The following is a 15,691-nucleotide window of genomic DNA, read 5'->3' on the forward strand; positions in this document are numbered from 1 at the left end:
GCCCTATCAGTGAAAAAATCCTTGTTAAGGTTTAAAACCTTGACAAGGATAATAGTCTTCCTTTTCAGGATACTCCTATGTAATATTGATTTTCGGAAGAATCTAATCATAAAAAAGAGCTGCAATCCTCATTACAGCTCTTTTATATCTTAAATCTTTTTTTCGGCAATCACTTTCACCATTCCTTTCACTTGTATCAGCTTTTCCATTAATTCTTCTCTGGAATCAGCCAGTACATTAATGTGGCCCATTTTTCTTCCGGGTTTGGTTTCCGTTTTTCCGTACAGGTGAATGTAAGTTTCCGGGAGCTTTAGAACATCTTCCATTCCTTCATAGATTACCTTTCCTGCAAAGCCTTCTGCGCCTACAAGATTCAGCATTCCGCTGTAGGTTATAGCGTCTGTATCAGCCAATGGCAGGTTTTTCACCACACGGTACATCTGTTCAAACTGGGAATTCGTATTTCCTTCCTGGCTCTGATGGCCGGAGTTGTGAAGTCTTGGAGCAGTTTCGTTGACCCAGACTTTTCCTTCTTTATCAAGGAATAATTCAATGGCAAAAAGACCTGGTGAATTGACAGCGTTCAGGAATTTTTCTGTAATTACGTCAATTTGCTGCTGAACGTCTTCAGTAAGAAGAACAGGACAGACATTGAAGTCCAAAAGATTGAGTTTTGGATCAGCAACCATTTCTGTTACCGGGAAAATATTCGTTTCCCCACTTTCATTTCTGGCTACAATTACAGATAGTTCTTTGTCAATATCTACCAGTTTTTCTATGACAGAATCCTGTATCCAAAGATTTCTCATATCTTCTGCTGTACGAATTACCTGAACTCCTTTTCCGTCATAGCCTCCCGTATTCATTTTTTGTACAAATGGTAATGGCATTTTAATTTCATCAGAACTTCCGTCCATTACTTCAAATTCCGGGCTTGGAATATCGTGAACTTTATAAAATTGTTTCTGAAGAATCTTCTGTTGGATGGTTTTGATGATGGCTGCATTGGGAACCACTTTCACCCCCTGTCTTTCAAGCTCAGCCAGCGCATCTGCATTTACATGTTCAATTTCAATGGTTACCACCTCTTTATCTTTTCCGAAATTCAGAACGGTTTCATAATCATTGAAGTTTCCCTGCGTAAAATGGGAAATGGTGTTGCACGGTGCATCAGAAGCCGGATCCAGCGTATAAAATTGGTCATCATATTTCAGTGCGCTCTGTATCAGCATTCTTCCCAGCTGTCCGCCTCCTAAAATTCCTATTTTCATTCTTACTTTTTTTTCTGTTAGATTTCTTCAATGAAAGTTTTACTGGATCTTATCAATCTTTAAATATCCCAGCCCCATCATGTTTTCCTGTTCCTCTGCATCAGATTTCGTCAGTAAGATCGAATATTTTTCTTTCATTTTTTCAGGCAGGATGTCATTCACATTAAAAATATCATCAATATCAACTCCGTGCTTATCATCAACATGGCTTACGGCACCTTCAAAACCCATCGTTTTATAAAATTCCGTAGCTTTTGCTCTTTTAATGATCTCCCCCATTGATTTTCCTACCATGAGATGCTGCTCATGAAATTCTTCAAAAAACCCTCTTTTGTAACCTCCTAAATTCAGGAAATACAGCTGTTCTTCGGATGGCTGATCTGTCTTCTCTACAATCTTCAGTTCATATCCATCCGCAAATTTCACTTCCTGATAACAGTCCAAATGGATCTTTCCTTCTGCTTCTTTCCAGAAATCCTTTATATCGGGAACGAGATCTTTAAGGTTTTCTGCGATTCCGAAAAAAACATCATGCTGCTCAATATTCCTTCCTTTGGGTGTGGCGCCAAGGATGATATAAAATAATTTCATTTCACTTTTCATTTCTGCAAAAATACGTCAAATTTATCTTTTTTAAACGTTTGGCAGAATTCGGCAATAGTTTTATATTTGTACCATGTCAGAAATCATCATTCTCTTTCTCGGCGCGATTTCAGCCGGTCTTTTAGGTTCACTTACGGGTTTAGGAGGAGGAGTTATCATTATTCCTTTATTGACGCTGGGTTTCGGCGTTCCTATGCATTACGCAATCGGTGCTTCTTTAATCTCCGTGATCGGTACTTCTTCCGGTGCTGCGGTAGCTTTCGTAAAAGAAGGTTTTACCAATATGCGGATCGGTATGTTCCTGGAAATAGGTACTACTGCAGGAGCTATTATGGGAGCTTTGGTTTCCGGAATGCTTAATCCGAATACTATCGGGATCATCTTTGCGAGTATTCTTCTGTTGACCGTTATTCTAAACCTTAAAGGAAAACCTGATCATCAGGAACCACTCATTAAGGGAAGTCTTGAGGAAAAGCTGAAGTTGTACGGAACTTTTCCTGATAAGGGGGTTTTAAAAAGTTATGCTGCAAGAAACACAGTTCCGGGATTCTTAATGATGATGTTTGCCGGTGCCATGTCCGGACTTTTAGGGATAGGTTCCGGTGCACTTAAAGTTCTGGCAATGGACAATATGATGAAACTGCCGTTTAAAGTTTCTACAACGACAAGTAATTTTATGATCGGTGTAACAGCAGTAGCCAGTGCCCTGATTTATTTCCAGAGAGGGGAGATTATTCCAGTGATCGTAGCTCCGGTACTTATCGGTGTGGTAGTAGGAAGCTTTATTGGTTCAAAAACCCTGATGGTATCAAAAACAAAGAAGTTAAAAGTATTTTTTGCCATTGTAATTACGATCCTTTCAGTATATATGATGTATAACGGTATCAATAAAAGTTTCAGATAATGAGAAAGAATTTTACAGATGTGGATCTGAACCGCTCGGTAGGAAATCTTCTGAGACTGGGCGTTATTTTATCTGTGATAACATCCCTGATCGGTTTTATCAAGCTTTTTTTGGAAGGTTTTGAAATGCCTAAGAAATATTCTTCCCTGAATATGGGTACTTCTTCCGAAAAGGTATGGAGTATGTTCTGGAATTCTCTCTGCAAAGGAGAAGGAATGGCCATTATCCAGCTGGGAATCTTATTGCTGATCTTTACTCCTCTGGTAAGAATTATTTTTGCCCTGATCGGGTATTTAAAAGAAAAAGACTACGTTTATGTAGTCATTTCCTCTATTGTTCTTGTCATTATGGCGATCAGTTTTTTTACAGGATACGCTCACTAATTTTTTACATTTCATAAAATTCCAGCGGAAGCCGATCCGGATCCCGGGTAAAGAAAAACTCTTTTCCAGTGTATTCATCAATGCGGATGTCTTCGCAGATAAGGCCTTTTGCGATAAGCTCTTCCCTTTTGATTTTAACATCTTCTACTGAAAATGCAAGATGTCTTAAACCGCAAGATTCTGGTCTGGATGGTCTTTCCGGAGGATCGGGAAATGAAAACAGCTCGATTACGTAATGCTCCCCGATAGCCAGATCAAGTTTATAGGATTTTCTTTCTTCACGGTACACTTCACGAATGATGTTTAAACCTAAAACTTCAGTATAGAATTTCTTTGAAATCTCATAATCTGAGCATATAATAGCGATGTGATGAATCTTCATTTTAGAATTTTTTAAATTTTTTGTTCCCGGAACTGAATCTTTTCTTCTATTTTATCTCTTTACAGTTTTCCTTTCTTCTGGTATCAATAATGTACTGAATTTTCCAGTCGTTCTGCTGTTTTACCAACTGAAAACTGTTGGCACCGCAATGGGAGAATTTACCTTTAAAAAAGAAAGAATAAGGGGTAAAAACACTGGCAAGCCCGCCATCTGTGTGAATAGCCTCAATAGTAATTCTTTCATCCAGATCGTCTTTTGAAAACTTAGAAAAAGAAGCAATAAACTCCTGTACGTTTTCATTTTTCACAGTTCCGTCCTTTGCAAGAGTCTGAAGAATTGCCCCTTCTGCAAAAGCAGATTTCACCATTTCAGGATCAGCATTTTTCATTCCTGAAAATAAATTACGAATAGGTTTTTCTATCTCCTGATTCTCCTGTCCAAAGCATAAAGAACTGAAAACTAAGGCTGCTGCAATAAGTTTATTCATATTGATATCAATTAATCTGACTGAATAAAAGTAGAAAAATAATATGAATCATTAAAATTAAGAAAGTTTAAAAAGGTGAATTGTTTTAAATTAATTGAAAATAGGTTATTTTTATCCGTTTATTTAAAATTATGTGGGGAATTTATTTGTTTTTGACCGCGTTGTTGGTCTTGTTTACGGTACTGCCTAAAATTCAGAACTCTCATTGGATATTCCGGGTTCCTGAATTTGGTAAAATCCAGATCTTTTATATTATTTTTTTTACGTTCATTTTTGGCTTCCTGATCAAAGATGAGCAGAGTTTTGTTTATTCGCAGGGACTTTTGGCTATACTGTTTATCCATCATGGAGTAACCCTGGTAAAATACACACCGCTTTACCCGGTAAAAAAGCATAAACAGCAGCATCAGTCTTCACAAAAAATTCATTTTGTTTCCGCTAATGTTTATCAGTTTAATAAGGAATATAACCGTTTCATCAGTCTTATTGAGAAACATAAACCTGAAGTCTTTCTGACAATGGAAAGCAATAGCGATTGGGAACAGGCTATGAGGGTTCTCGAGAAGGATTATCCGTTCCAGCATAAAGTAACCCTGGAAAACACCTACGGAATGCATTTTTATTCCCAGCTTGAGATCAAAAGTGCACAGACCCATTATTTCGTGGCTGATGATATCCCGAGTATTGAGGTTCATTTAAAGACAAAGGACGGTTTCTCATTTGTATTCTTCGGGGTGCATCCGCCTCCGCCAAGTCCTACGGAAGAGGAAACATCTAAAGAACGGGACGGTGATCTTTTAAGTACAGCAAAACGGGTCAAAGACATTAAGGAGCCTGTAATTGTTGTGGGAGATTTCAATAATGTAGCATGGTCAAAATCGTCTGTATTATTCAGAAAAACAAGCCATCTGATTGATCCCAGAATCGGGCGTTCTTTCGTGTCTACCTTTCATGCGAAATACCGTCTGCTGAGATTTCCCATCGACCTGATGTTTCATAGTGAAGACATTTTCATTAAAGAGCTTAAAACCCTGGAAAATTTTGGCTCGGATCATCTTCCGGTGTATTGTGAATTTTTCATCGACCATCATAATGATGAACAGGAAGAGAAAATAGAAGAAGCCACTTCGGAAGAAAAAGCGGAAGCAGAAGAAATGATTCAGGAAGGAAAAGAAGAGGATGGAGAAAGGGATGCAGTAGTTACTGAAGATTAATTTACAGCATAAAAAAAGAGACTATCACAACGACAGTCTCTTTTTTATTTTTATGTTCTAAAAATTTAGAATAATTCTTTTCTGATAATGTTCTGACTTCTTTCAGGACCTACAGAAACCAAGTATACGTTGATTCCAAGGTAATTCTCGATGAATTCAATATATTTCTGAGCGTTGTCAGGAAGCTCATCATAGCTTCTTACTTTGGTAAGATCTTCTTTCCAACCCGGTAAATCCTGATAGATTGGCTCGTAGTTGTATAATTTCTCTGTTGAAGAAGTGAAATAATCGATAATTTTATCGTCTTCAGTTTTATAATGGGTAACGATCTTCAGGTTTTCGATTCCTGTAAGAACATCAAGCTTTGTGATCACAAGGTTGTTGATTCCGTTGATCATACAGGCATGCTTCAGAGAAACAAGGTCCAACCAACCTGTTCTTCTTGGTCTTCCTGTAGTTGCTCCGAATTCACCCCCAATCTGTCTGATGCTTTCTCCAAGTTCATTATCCAGCTCAGAAGGGAAAGGTCCGTTTCCTACTCTTGTACAGTATGCTTTGGCAACACCAATCAGGTTTTGAAGGGATGTTGGCGGCACTCCTGCTCCTGTACAAACTCCTCCTGTAGATGGAGAAGATGAAGTCACATAAGGATAGGTTCCGAAGTCGATATCAAGCATTAAAGCCTGAGCTCCTTCAAATAAAACATTCTTACCGTCTCTGATCGCTTCGTTCAGTTCAACTTCTGTATCTACGATTCTGTCCTGAAGTTGTTTTCCTATTTCTAAAAATTCGTTGTAAATTTCTTCAACGTCTAACGTTGGCTTTCCGTAATATTTTTCAAAAAGAGAATTTTTAATCTTAAGATTTTTCTCAATTTTCTCTCTTAAAATCTCAGGATTTAAAAGGTCGATCATTCTGATCCCGACTCTTGCAATTTTATCTTCATAGCAAGGCCCGATTCCTTTTTTAGTGGTTCCTATCTGAGTTCCTCCGTGTTCTTCTTCACGGTAAGTATCCAAAAGAATGTGGTAAGGCATGATCACATGCGCTCTTCTGCTGATAAAAATGTGGTCAGTTCTCAAGCCTTTGCTCTCGATCTGGCCAACCTCTCTAATGAAAGATTTTGGGTTTACCACTACTCCGTTCGCAATGATACACTTCCCTTTGCACTGCAGAACTCCTGAAGGAAGAAGGTGCAAAACAAATTTCTCTTCACCTACATAAACCGTGTGACCAGCGTTGTCTCCTCCCTGGAAACGAACTACATAATCTGATTTAGCCGATAAAACATCCGTGATTTTTCCTTTACCTTCATCTCCATACTGAAGACCTACAACTACGTAAGTTGACATATTTTACTTTTATTTTAGATTCATGCAAAATTACTTTTTAAAAATAGGCTGGGCAAATTATGGAAGGATTTTATTTTTGGAAGGGTTGGAAATCATAAGATTATTTGAGAAAATATTTTTATCATTAATGTATGCGCTTGATTACAAAAAACTCTGGAATATTGAATAGGTTATGATAGATAAATTTTTCATTCTAATTTTAACACTTTATAAACCATTTTATTTTGAATAAATACCAACAATTGGTATATTTGAAATAAATTAAAATAAATGGCAAAAAACACATCCATATTATTAGGAGATTATTTTGATAATTTTATTAGTGAGCAAATAAAATCCGGAAAATATTCCTCCGCAAGTGAGGTAATAAGAAATGCTCTCAGATTATTTGAATATGAAGAAGCCAAGAAGACAGAACTAATTAATGAATTAAAAAAGGGTGAAAAGTCTGGTTTTGCAGAGGATTTTGATCGCAAAGAATTTCTAAAGAATCTTCATAAAAAACATTCTGCTAATTCATGAATTACAGAATAAGCAAAGAAGCAACCAATGATTTAGAAAAAATCTGGCTTTATACTTTTGAAAACTGGTCACTAAAACAGGCAGACCATTATTTTGAGCTGCTTATGAATGAAATTGAATACCTATCTGTAAATCCAAAATCTGGAAAAGATTACAGTGAAATCAGAAAGGGATATTTTCGTTCAAGAGTTAAATCTCATTTTATATTCTATAAAATCAACTTGAAAGATGAAGAAATTGAAATCATCAGAATTCTTCATCAGCAAATGGATATTACAACGAGATTAGATAAATAAATCACTAATTCTGAATAAGAAAAGCTGTCATAGTTTATAATTGAGCTTCAATTCAGTACCTTAAATTATATTTCGAAATAACTAAGACCATCACCCATGACATCATCACAAAAATCATCCTACTTTCCCCCATCCCCCACTAGCGAAACAAAACTCTTCAACACCCTGTTCACTCCTGATGATGTTCCCGTAAAAGCTACGCTACTCATCATCCACGGCATGCAGGAACACAGCGGAAGATATGCTGAAATCGCCGGTTATTTCGCAGATCGTGGATTCGCTGTACTCACCTACGATCATTTGGGTCACGGAAAATCTGTAAAGGACAAAAAAGACATCGGATTTTTCCAGCTGGATCAACCGGATGAAAAGCTTATTTCAGATGCTGAAGCCATGAGTGAATATCTCCATGAACAATATCCGGATGTTCCTCATTTCGCTCTTGGACATTCCATGGGATCATTTGTTACCCGGTGTTTGCTCCAAAGATCAAGCAGCAAATTTACCGGCGCTGTTATTGTTGGAACCGGCGGACCTTTGGCGGGTATTAGTTTTATCAAAGGTTATCTCTCATTAGCTAACAAAATAGCACCTCATTATCCGACATATCTCAACACTCTTTTTAATACGGTTAATAACAAACACTTTAAGAAAGACAAAGATTTCAGTGATACAAGCTGGCTTAGCCTAAATCCAGCCAACAGAAAAGCTTTTATTGAAGATGAGATCTGCGGGATTCCTTTTACCAATAATGCTTTTTACGCGTTATTCAGTATTTATAAAAAAGCTACTGCAAGAAACTGGGCGGCTCCTATCTCAAAGTCCTTCCCCCTCTTATTTGTCAGCGGACAGAATGATCCGATCGGAGATTTTAGTAAAGGGGTTATGAAGACCGTTGATTATTTAAAACAGGATGGATTTAAAGATATCAATGTCAAAATTTATCCCGAAATGCGCCACGAAATATTAAACGAGGAAATTAAAGAAGAGATCTTCAATGAAATATTTCAATGGATCTCAAAGCATTTATAACAAACATTCTGTCGTATCTGAAAACCTGCTCCTTTGTTGCAAGAGCACGAAATCTGTCATTGAGAACCGCAGGTGAAGCAATCTAACATAAATAAAGAGATTGCTCCGTCGCTACGTTCCTCACAATGACAAATATGGACATACCTCACTTCTAAATCCAATAAAATACAACACAAACATCTGTGTAATCAGCAAAATCTGCGTGAGCAATAAAATCAGCAAAATCAAATAACCATACTAATCCAAAACAATCTCCCTCTTCGCTTTAACTTCTTGAAGAAAACTTTCATCATGGGAAATCACGACCAGAGTTCCATGATAATCCCTAATAGAATTGGTAAGAATTTCTACATTCTGCAGATCTAAATTATTCGTCGGCTCATCCAGGATAATCATATCAGGAGCTTTATTGCTTATAGAAAGTCCGCACAAAAGCAGTCTCAATCGTTCTCCTCCGCTTAATACACTACATTTTTTATCCCACGTTTCTTTTCCGAATAGAAATCTGGCCAGTAAAGTTTTGACTTCAGATTCCGGCATCGCACTGTCATTGAACTGCTGGGCAAAATCATAGACAGTCACTTCCTGACCGATCAGAGAATATTCCTGATCCAAGTAGATCGTATTAAATTCTGCTTTCGTAATCTTTCCTTCAGACGGATTTAAATTTCCTAATAAGAGTTGTATCAGCGTTGTCTTTCCGGAACCGTTAGAGCCTTTAAGTGAAATTCTTTCTCCACTCAGGATCTCCAGGCTGATATTTTTATCCCACAGGTTTTCACTTCCGTATTTGAAATTAATTTCCTCAGCAGAGATCAGGATCTTTCCTGAATGCAGATTCGAATCATTGAAATTTACCTTCATCTGCTCTGAATTTTTCAAAGAAGAGCGTAGATCCCGAAGATCACCGGAAATACCACTGATTTTTTCTTCATGAATCCCTTTCAGCTTCGATGTATTTTTCTCGGCATTATTTCTGAGTGTGTTCATCATAATCCTCGCCACACCGGACTTTTCCTGCTTCTGCTTTCCTCTTGCGTCCAGTTTTTGTTTTCTTTCTAATGTTTCCCGCTCTTTTTCCTTTGCCTTTTTCAATGCACGTTCTTTAGAATGAATATCGTTGCTGAGAGCTTCATTTTCAATTGCTTTCTGCTCAGAATAGAAATCATAATTTCCGCCGTAAGTAGAAATTCCCTGGTTACTGAGTTCAAATATTGTATCTACAATATTCAGCAGACTTCTGTCGTGGCTGACGATGACAACGGTTGCATTTGTTTTTTCAATAAGATCATATAAAAGGTTTCTTCCTTCCAGATCTAGATGATTCGTAGGCTCGTCCAGTAAAATAATTTCAGGCCCATTGATCTGAATTCCAGCCAGAAAAACTTTTGTTTTTTGCCCCCCGCTTAAACTTTCCAGTTTTTGATTAAGGTCTACATTGTCAAGTTTCCAGTACTGTAAAGCATTCTGGCAGCGTTCTTCAATCTCCCAGTCATCATTTAAAACTTCAAAATACTCTTCGTTTACTTCTCCATTGGTGATCTTTTGAAGCGCATTCAGTTTTTGATCTACCTTGAGACATTCTGCAATCGTACAGTGATCAAAGTTGCCAAACATCTGGGGAACATAATATAGATCACCTTTGACGGTAATATTTCCTTCCAAGGGTTTTATTTCCCCGGCAATGAGCTTCAGCAGTGTGGATTTTCCAGTACCATTGTTTCCCACTAAAGCTGATTTGGCGTGAGATGGTATCGTTAAGTTGATAGAATTAAATAGCAGGTTTCCTGCTGGAAACCCAAAAGTAATATGTTGTAGAAAAAGCATAATTTCTTTCCTAATTAAGGTTAAACTTCAATAATCCGAATGGTTATTGCTTATTAGATCTGAAAGAAATTGAATCCTACATGTATATATGATTGGTTTTAGTACTGCAAAGATAATAAATTATTAATAGAGAAATAGAAAGTCATATATTCTGGATTTAAAATTTCTGGTCAGAATAACTCTGTGACTATAGAGTTGGCCAATCGAAGATTTAACTGGGCGCTTCACTAAAACTATAAATTTAATGCCATATTATTTCCAGTACATCCTTTTCAAACGGCCGTTTGTAAAATCCTGGCGAAAAGTGCAAAAGATTCTGATCAAAAAATCGTAACTTTGCAAACTACTAAAATTTTTTATGGAAAGCATTAAAGTTCACGACAAAACTTTCGTTCCTTATCTGAAGGACGCCGAAATTCAGGAAATTGTAAAAGAAACAGCTTTAAAGATTTATGAAGACTATAAGGACGAGGTTCCGGTTTTCATCGGTGTTCTGAACGGAGTGATCATGTTCTTCTCAGATCTTCTGAAATACTATCCGGGTGAGTGCGAAATTGCTTTCATCCAAATGAGTTCTTATGCAGGAACTGAATCTACAGGGATTGTTTACCAGAAAATGGAACTGACTAAAGACGTAAAAGACCGTCACATCATTCTTGTGGAAGACATCGTGGATACAGGGAATACAGTTGAAAGTCTATTCAAATATTTCACAGAAACCCAGCGTCCGAAATCTGTAAAACTGGCTTCATTCTTATTAAAGCCTGATGTTTACAAAAAAGATTTCAAGCTGGACTATATCGGAAAAGAGATTCCGAATAAGTTTGTCCTTGGTTATGGACTTGATTATGATGAAATAGGAAGAAACCTTGCCAATCTTTATCAGTTGGAAGAGGGACAGATCAACCACTAATACTGCTACTAGCTTTTGGCTATTAGCCTTTAGCTTTAAATATTAAATCGAAATAAAGTAAATATTAACTAAAAAAGCTAGAGGCCAGAAGTGTACTGCTGAAAGCCAAAAGCGAATCAACATTATGATAAACATTGTTCTGTTCGGCCCTCCAGGAAGTGGAAAAGGAACACAAGCTCAAAACCTGATCGAAAAATTCAATTTAAAACAGATTTCAACAGGTGATCTTTTCAGATACAATATGAAAAATGACACTGAGCTTGGAAAATTGGCTAAGTCTTATATTGATAAAGGAGAATTGGTTCCGGATCAGGTAACAACAGATATGCTTACCGACGAACTGAGAAAGCCTACCGATACCAACGGATTTATCTTTGACGGCTACCCAAGAACTACCGCACAGACGGAAGCTTTGGAAAGAATCGTAAAAGAAGAGCTGAATGATAAGATAGACATCTGCCTATCATTAATCGTAGAAGATAAAATTTTGATTGAAAGACTTCTGAAAAGAGGTGAAACCAGCGGAAGATCTGATGACAGCAATGTAGAGATCATCGAAAACAGAATTAAAGAATATTATACTAAAACAGCAGAAGTAGCCGAATTGTACAAGCAGCAGGGAAAATATGTTGAAGTAAACGGTGTGGGAGAAATTGATGAAATTTCTCAAAACCTTTTCGCTGAAGTAGAAAAAATAAAATAATCGGGATACGGGGACGGGATTGGAAAATTCGAATCCCGTCATCCGCAACTCGCAACACAAACTATATGTCTAACTTTGTAGATTACGTAAAGATCCATTGTAAAAGCGGACACGGAGGTGCAGGTTCTGCCCACCTTCGCCGTGAAAAATATATTCCTAAAGGGGGTCCTGACGGAGGTGACGGAGGCCGAGGAGGGCACGTCATCATGAGAGGAAATGCCCAGGAATGGACTTTACTACCCCTTCGATATACCCGTCACATAAAAGCAGAGCGTGGTGAAAACGGAGCAAAAAGCCAGCTGACCGGTGCTGACGGTGCTGATATTTATATCGATGTTCCAATTGGAACTATTGCTAAAAATGAAGAGGGAGAAATTATCGGTGAAATTCTTGAAGACAAGCAGGAAATCACTCTGATGCAAGGAGGAAAGGGAGGAAAAGGAAATGAGCATTTCAAATCTTCTACCAATCAGACTCCTAGATATGCACAGCCAGGAATGGACGGTGAGGAAGGCTTTGTTGTTTTTGAACTTAAAATTTTGGCCGATGTCGGTTTGGTTGGTTTTCCAAATGCCGGAAAATCCACCCTTCTAGCTTCCGTATCTGCTGCAAAACCTAAGATTGCCAATTATGCATTTACGACTTTGACTCCTAACTTGGGTATCGTAGATTACAGAAATTACAAATCATTTGTAATGGCTGATATCCCCGGCATCATTGAAGGTGCAGCGGAAGGAAAAGGTTTAGGACATAGATTCTTAAGACATATTGAAAGAAATTCCATCCTTTTATTCTTAATTCCGGCCGATTCTGAAGATCATTTCCAGGAGTTTAAAATTCTTGAAAATGAATTAACGGAATACAATCCTGAACTATTGGATAAAGATTTTATCGTTTCGGTTTCAAAATCTGACCTTTTGGATGATGAGCTAAAGAAAGAGATCTCTGCTGAGTTCCCTGAAAACAGACAGCCATTATTTTTCTCCGGAGTTACTGGAGAAGGCCTGGTAGAACTGAAAGATGCAATCTGGAAAAAACTTCACGGATAAAAGATGACACACTCATTAAAAAAAATAACAGCACCCGCTGTTATTTTTGTTTCATTTCTTCTACCTTTCTCAGCATATGCTCAGAGTGGTGATTCGTTCGTGGAACTAACTAAATTGGATGAACCGGCACCTTTCAGTGATAAGGCATTTTTCAGGTTTGAATTCAATAAAAGGTTAACATATAAATTGATCTACGATACAGTATCTGATAAGGGTATAAGTAATGAGGTGAATGAAGTTGTAGAATATTATACCAGTGAAACAGATCCTTCCGTTCTGTATTTTAATAACAGCAGAAATGGGATCATTTATAATTTAAATAAAGACACCAACCCTGTTCTTCCCGTTTTGATTAAGGATGAGAATAAGGATATCAAACCTGGGAATTTTGACTATTTTAAAGGTGACATTTCTTTGGAATCTGAAATTACCGATATCAAGAAAAGAAAGAAAATAAAAACCGATCAGATCTTAGAACTGGTCGAGAAGAAAGCGGAAAATGATCTGACTCATTATAAGTACAATCTGGTCCGCAATGATAAAGGAAGGACAAATTTAGGGGTTATTGAACTGGATATTACCAACAGTGATAATGGTTTCAATAACAATATTCTTTATGATATGGAGCCTCTGTTCTTCAAAAATAAGATCCTATTTGATAAAGGCGAAATAAAAAGCTATTCTTATTACAGTTCTGCAGAAAAGAGAACAAAGCATTATGAATCAATGGATTCCAACCCTGTTATTTTAAGATTATCATTTACTAAAGGCTGTTGCGTCTCTTCTCTGGAATAGCTGCAATGCTTAAACTATCTGTATTGGAATAATTATTGAAAGAAACAGGAAAACCATCCACTATGAAATTTATACTAAGTCTTTGTGCATTTATATTCTTATTTTCATGCACTACACAAAAAGTTGCTTCAAAATATACTAAAATTGAATACCAGGCCGGTGCATGTTTTGGATCCTGCCCTATTTTCACAATGACCATCAATCCGGACAGAACTGCTGTTCTGGAAGCTGAGCATTTCAATTTTTCAAAGAATTTTTCCAAAGGTGAATTTTCGCAGCCTCGTGAGGGAACTTTTAAAGCCACTATTAAAGAATCGGATTATAATAAACTAATCATGCTTTTGAACGGCCTTGATGTTAAAAACCTGAAAGACAAGTACGGTACAAGGAATATCACAGATCTTTCAACGTCTTATCTGAGAATTAATTTCACAGACGGAACTTCTAAAAATGTAGAGGATTATGGCAAGAGAGGAAGTGAAAAACTAAGGGAAGTTTACCTGTTCATTGAAGACCTGAGACATAATCAGGAGTGGACAAAAGTAAAATAATCTGCTTAAAAATATTTAGACTACCTTTGCACCATATAATTCCTTCACATTGAGGGGATTTTATTTTAAATTTAAAAAAACAGTTCATTTGAATTTTACAGACCTAAACTTAATAGAACCTATTGCAAAAGCAATTGAGGAACAGGGTTATACAAATCCCACGCCCATTCAGGAGAGATCTATCCCTGAAATCTTAAAAGGAAGCGACTTTTTAGGATGCGCACAGACAGGAACAGGAAAAACAGCGGCGTTTGCTATTCCTATCCTTCAGAATTTATCAAAAACAAAGACCAAAAATAATCATATAAAAGCCCTGATCTTAACGCCGACAAGAGAACTTGCCATTCAGATCGAGGAAAATATCAACGCATACGGAAAATATCTTCCATTAAAACAACTCGTTATTTTCGGAGGAGTAAAGCAGGGAAATCAGGAGAACGCCTTAAGAAGAGGTATTGATATCCTGGTAGCAACTCCTGGAAGACTTCTGGATTTTATCGCTCAGGGTATTATCAGCCTAAAAAACATTGAAATCTTTGTTCTTGACGAAGCAGACAGAATGCTTGACATGGGCTTTGTGCATGATGTAAAAAGAGTGATTAAACTTCTTCCACCGAGAAGACAGACGCTGTTCTTTTCAGCAACCATGCCTTCTGAAATCCAGAAACTGGCAGATTCTATATTAAATAATCCTGTAAAGGTAGAAGTTACTCCGGTTTCTTCCACAGCAGAAACGATCAAGCAGTCGGTTTATTTTGTAGACAAAGAAAATAAACTGGATCTTCTTTCTCATATTTTAGAGAATGATATCGCTGATTCTGTACTGGTATTTTCCAGAACGAAACACGGTGCTGATAAGATTGCAAGAAAACTACAGAAAGATAATATTTCAGCAGAAGCCATTCACGGAAATAAATCTCAAAATGCAAGACAGAATGCATTAAATAATTTTAAGTCCGGAAAAACAAGGATTCTGGTTGCTACAGACATCGCTGCAAGAGGTATTGATATTGATGAATTGAAGTATGTGATCAATTTCGAGCTTTCTGACGTTTCGGAAACCTACGTTCACAGAATCGGAAGAACAGGAAGAGCAGGAGCTGAAGGATCATCTATCTCTTTTGTAGACGGACTTGATCTTTTAAACTTAAGAAATACGGAGAAGCTCATTGGAAAGAAAATTCCTATTATAAAGGACCACCCTTTCCATACAGATAATCTGGTTGCCCAGAAAAGGGATTCTAACAATAAACCTGCTTCGGGAGGTGGCGACAGGAGACCTGCAAGATCTCCAAAACCTCAGGGTAACGGCAGTAAGCCTGCAGGCAGTACTCCTACGGGATTCAAAAAGCCTAAGAATAAAAATTTCACAAGGAAAAAATAAAGAAAAAGCTTCTCAGTATTGAG

At 37.3% G+C, this 15,691-nt stretch carries 18 protein-coding genes; 12 read left to right on the top strand and 6 right to left on the bottom strand.

Annotated features, from left to right (window positions below):
- Nucleotides 1-149 precede the first annotated feature (149 nt).
- Both QF044_RS12060 and QF044_RS12065 read right to left on the bottom strand, forming a co-directional pair.
- Nucleotides 150-1,271 carry a 5-(carboxyamino)imidazole ribonucleotide synthase gene (locus tag QF044_RS12060; RefSeq protein WP_307267476.1) on the bottom strand — a complete coding sequence of 374 codons (1,122 nt, stop codon included), beginning with the start codon at nucleotides 1,269-1,271 and terminating at the stop codon, nucleotides 150-152.
- A 39-nt stretch (nucleotides 1,272-1,310) separates the two neighbouring features.
- On the bottom strand, nucleotides 1,311-1,862 hold the full coding sequence (locus QF044_RS12065; RefSeq protein WP_307267479.1) for a DUF1543 domain-containing protein: 552 nt from the start codon (nucleotides 1,860-1,862) through the stop codon (nucleotides 1,311-1,313).
- Nucleotides 1,863-1,947: 85 nt separating this feature from the next.
- Between QF044_RS12065 and QF044_RS12070 the strand changes: the two genes are divergently transcribed.
- Both QF044_RS12070 and QF044_RS12075 read left to right on the top strand, forming a co-directional pair.
- Nucleotides 1,948-2,778: a sulfite exporter TauE/SafE family protein gene (locus QF044_RS12070; RefSeq protein WP_307267481.1), complete on the top strand. Its 831-nt coding sequence runs from the start codon at nucleotides 1,948-1,950 to the stop codon at nucleotides 2,776-2,778.
- On the top strand, nucleotides 2,778-3,161 hold the full coding sequence (locus QF044_RS12075; RefSeq protein WP_307267483.1) for a DUF1634 domain-containing protein: 384 nt from the start codon (nucleotides 2,778-2,780) through the stop codon (nucleotides 3,159-3,161). Before QF044_RS12070 ends, QF044_RS12075 begins: the two co-directional genes overlap by 1 nt.
- Nucleotides 3,162-3,165: 4 nt before the next feature.
- Here the strand turns inward: QF044_RS12075 and QF044_RS12080 are convergent, their stop codons facing one another.
- Both QF044_RS12080 and QF044_RS12085 read right to left on the bottom strand, forming a co-directional pair.
- Entirely contained in the window at nucleotides 3,166-3,543 is a 378-nt protein-coding gene (locus QF044_RS12080) for a VOC family protein (RefSeq protein WP_307267486.1), read from the bottom strand.
- A gap of 46 nt (nucleotides 3,544-3,589) precedes the next feature.
- Complete coding sequence (locus QF044_RS12085) at nucleotides 3,590-4,030, bottom strand: nuclear transport factor 2 family protein (RefSeq protein WP_307267489.1); 441 nt, start codon at nucleotides 4,028-4,030, stop codon at nucleotides 3,590-3,592.
- A gap of 131 nt (nucleotides 4,031-4,161) precedes the next feature.
- Between QF044_RS12085 and QF044_RS12090 the strand changes: the two genes are divergently transcribed.
- Nucleotides 4,162-5,244, top strand: coding sequence for an endonuclease/exonuclease/phosphatase family protein (locus tag QF044_RS12090; RefSeq protein ID WP_307267492.1), 1,083 nt, complete (start codon nucleotides 4,162-4,164; stop codon nucleotides 5,242-5,244).
- 65 nt (nucleotides 5,245-5,309) lie between these two features.
- Here QF044_RS12090 and QF044_RS12095 read toward each other — a convergent pair whose 3' ends face one another.
- Nucleotides 5,310-6,596, bottom strand: coding sequence for an adenylosuccinate synthase (locus QF044_RS12095; protein ID WP_307267494.1), 1,287 nt, complete (start codon nucleotides 6,594-6,596; stop codon nucleotides 5,310-5,312).
- Nucleotides 6,597-6,866: 270 nt separating this feature from the next.
- Here QF044_RS12095 and QF044_RS12100 point away from each other — a divergent pair, with 270 nt between their 5' ends.
- The 3 genes from QF044_RS12100 to QF044_RS12110 all read left to right on the top strand — a co-directional run bounded on the left by QF044_RS12100 (nucleotide 6,867) and on the right by QF044_RS12110 (nucleotide 8,446).
- Nucleotides 6,867-7,118, top strand: coding sequence for a type II toxin-antitoxin system ParD family antitoxin (locus QF044_RS12100; protein WP_307267497.1), 252 nt, complete (start codon nucleotides 6,867-6,869; stop codon nucleotides 7,116-7,118).
- A complete protein-coding gene (locus tag QF044_RS12105) occupies nucleotides 7,115-7,414 on the top strand; it encodes a type II toxin-antitoxin system RelE/ParE family toxin (RefSeq protein ID WP_307267499.1) in 300 nt (99 codons plus the stop codon). The genes QF044_RS12100 and QF044_RS12105 overlap by 4 nt, the downstream gene beginning before the upstream one ends.
- A 96-nt stretch (nucleotides 7,415-7,510) precedes the next feature.
- Nucleotides 7,511-8,446 (top strand): alpha/beta fold hydrolase, encoded by a 936-nt coding sequence (locus tag QF044_RS12110; protein WP_307267502.1) that lies wholly within the window; start codon nucleotides 7,511-7,513, stop codon nucleotides 8,444-8,446.
- Between the two features lie 237 nt (nucleotides 8,447-8,683).
- Here QF044_RS12110 and QF044_RS12115 read toward each other — a convergent pair whose 3' ends face one another.
- Nucleotides 8,684-10,273 carry an ABC-F family ATP-binding cassette domain-containing protein gene (locus QF044_RS12115; RefSeq protein WP_307267505.1) on the bottom strand — a complete coding sequence of 530 codons (1,590 nt, stop codon included), beginning with the start codon at nucleotides 10,271-10,273 and terminating at the stop codon, nucleotides 8,684-8,686.
- A 358-nt stretch (nucleotides 10,274-10,631) separates the two neighbouring features.
- Here QF044_RS12115 and QF044_RS12120 point away from each other — a divergent pair, with 358 nt between their 5' ends.
- The 6 genes from QF044_RS12120 (at nucleotide 10,632) to QF044_RS12145 (ending at nucleotide 15,668) form a co-directional block, all read left to right on the top strand.
- Nucleotides 10,632-11,186 carry a phosphoribosyltransferase gene (locus tag QF044_RS12120; RefSeq protein ID WP_307267508.1) on the top strand — a complete coding sequence of 185 codons (555 nt, stop codon included), beginning with the start codon at nucleotides 10,632-10,634 and terminating at the stop codon, nucleotides 11,184-11,186.
- Between the two features lie 124 nt (nucleotides 11,187-11,310).
- Nucleotides 11,311-11,889 carry an adenylate kinase gene (locus QF044_RS12125; RefSeq protein WP_307267510.1) on the top strand — a complete coding sequence of 193 codons (579 nt, stop codon included), beginning with the start codon at nucleotides 11,311-11,313 and terminating at the stop codon, nucleotides 11,887-11,889.
- 65 nt (nucleotides 11,890-11,954) lie between these two features.
- Complete coding sequence (gene obgE, locus QF044_RS12130) at nucleotides 11,955-12,938, top strand: GTPase ObgE (RefSeq protein ID WP_307267512.1); 984 nt, start codon at nucleotides 11,955-11,957, stop codon at nucleotides 12,936-12,938.
- Nucleotides 12,939-12,941: 3 nt separating this feature from the next.
- Nucleotides 12,942-13,733: a hypothetical protein gene (locus QF044_RS12135; RefSeq protein WP_307267515.1), complete on the top strand. Its 792-nt coding sequence runs from the start codon at nucleotides 12,942-12,944 to the stop codon at nucleotides 13,731-13,733.
- A gap of 62 nt (nucleotides 13,734-13,795) precedes the next feature.
- Nucleotides 13,796-14,284, top strand: coding sequence for a DUF6438 domain-containing protein (locus QF044_RS12140; RefSeq protein ID WP_307267517.1), 489 nt, complete (start codon nucleotides 13,796-13,798; stop codon nucleotides 14,282-14,284).
- Between the two features lie 88 nt (nucleotides 14,285-14,372).
- Nucleotides 14,373-15,668, top strand: coding sequence for a DEAD/DEAH box helicase (locus QF044_RS12145; RefSeq protein ID WP_307267519.1), 1,296 nt, complete (start codon nucleotides 14,373-14,375; stop codon nucleotides 15,666-15,668).
- The last annotated feature ends 23 nt before the right edge of the window (nucleotides 15,669-15,691 follow it).

This window comes from Chryseobacterium sp. W4I1, assembly GCF_030816115.1.
Taxonomy (GTDB): domain Bacteria; phylum Bacteroidota; class Bacteroidia; order Flavobacteriales; family Weeksellaceae; genus Chryseobacterium.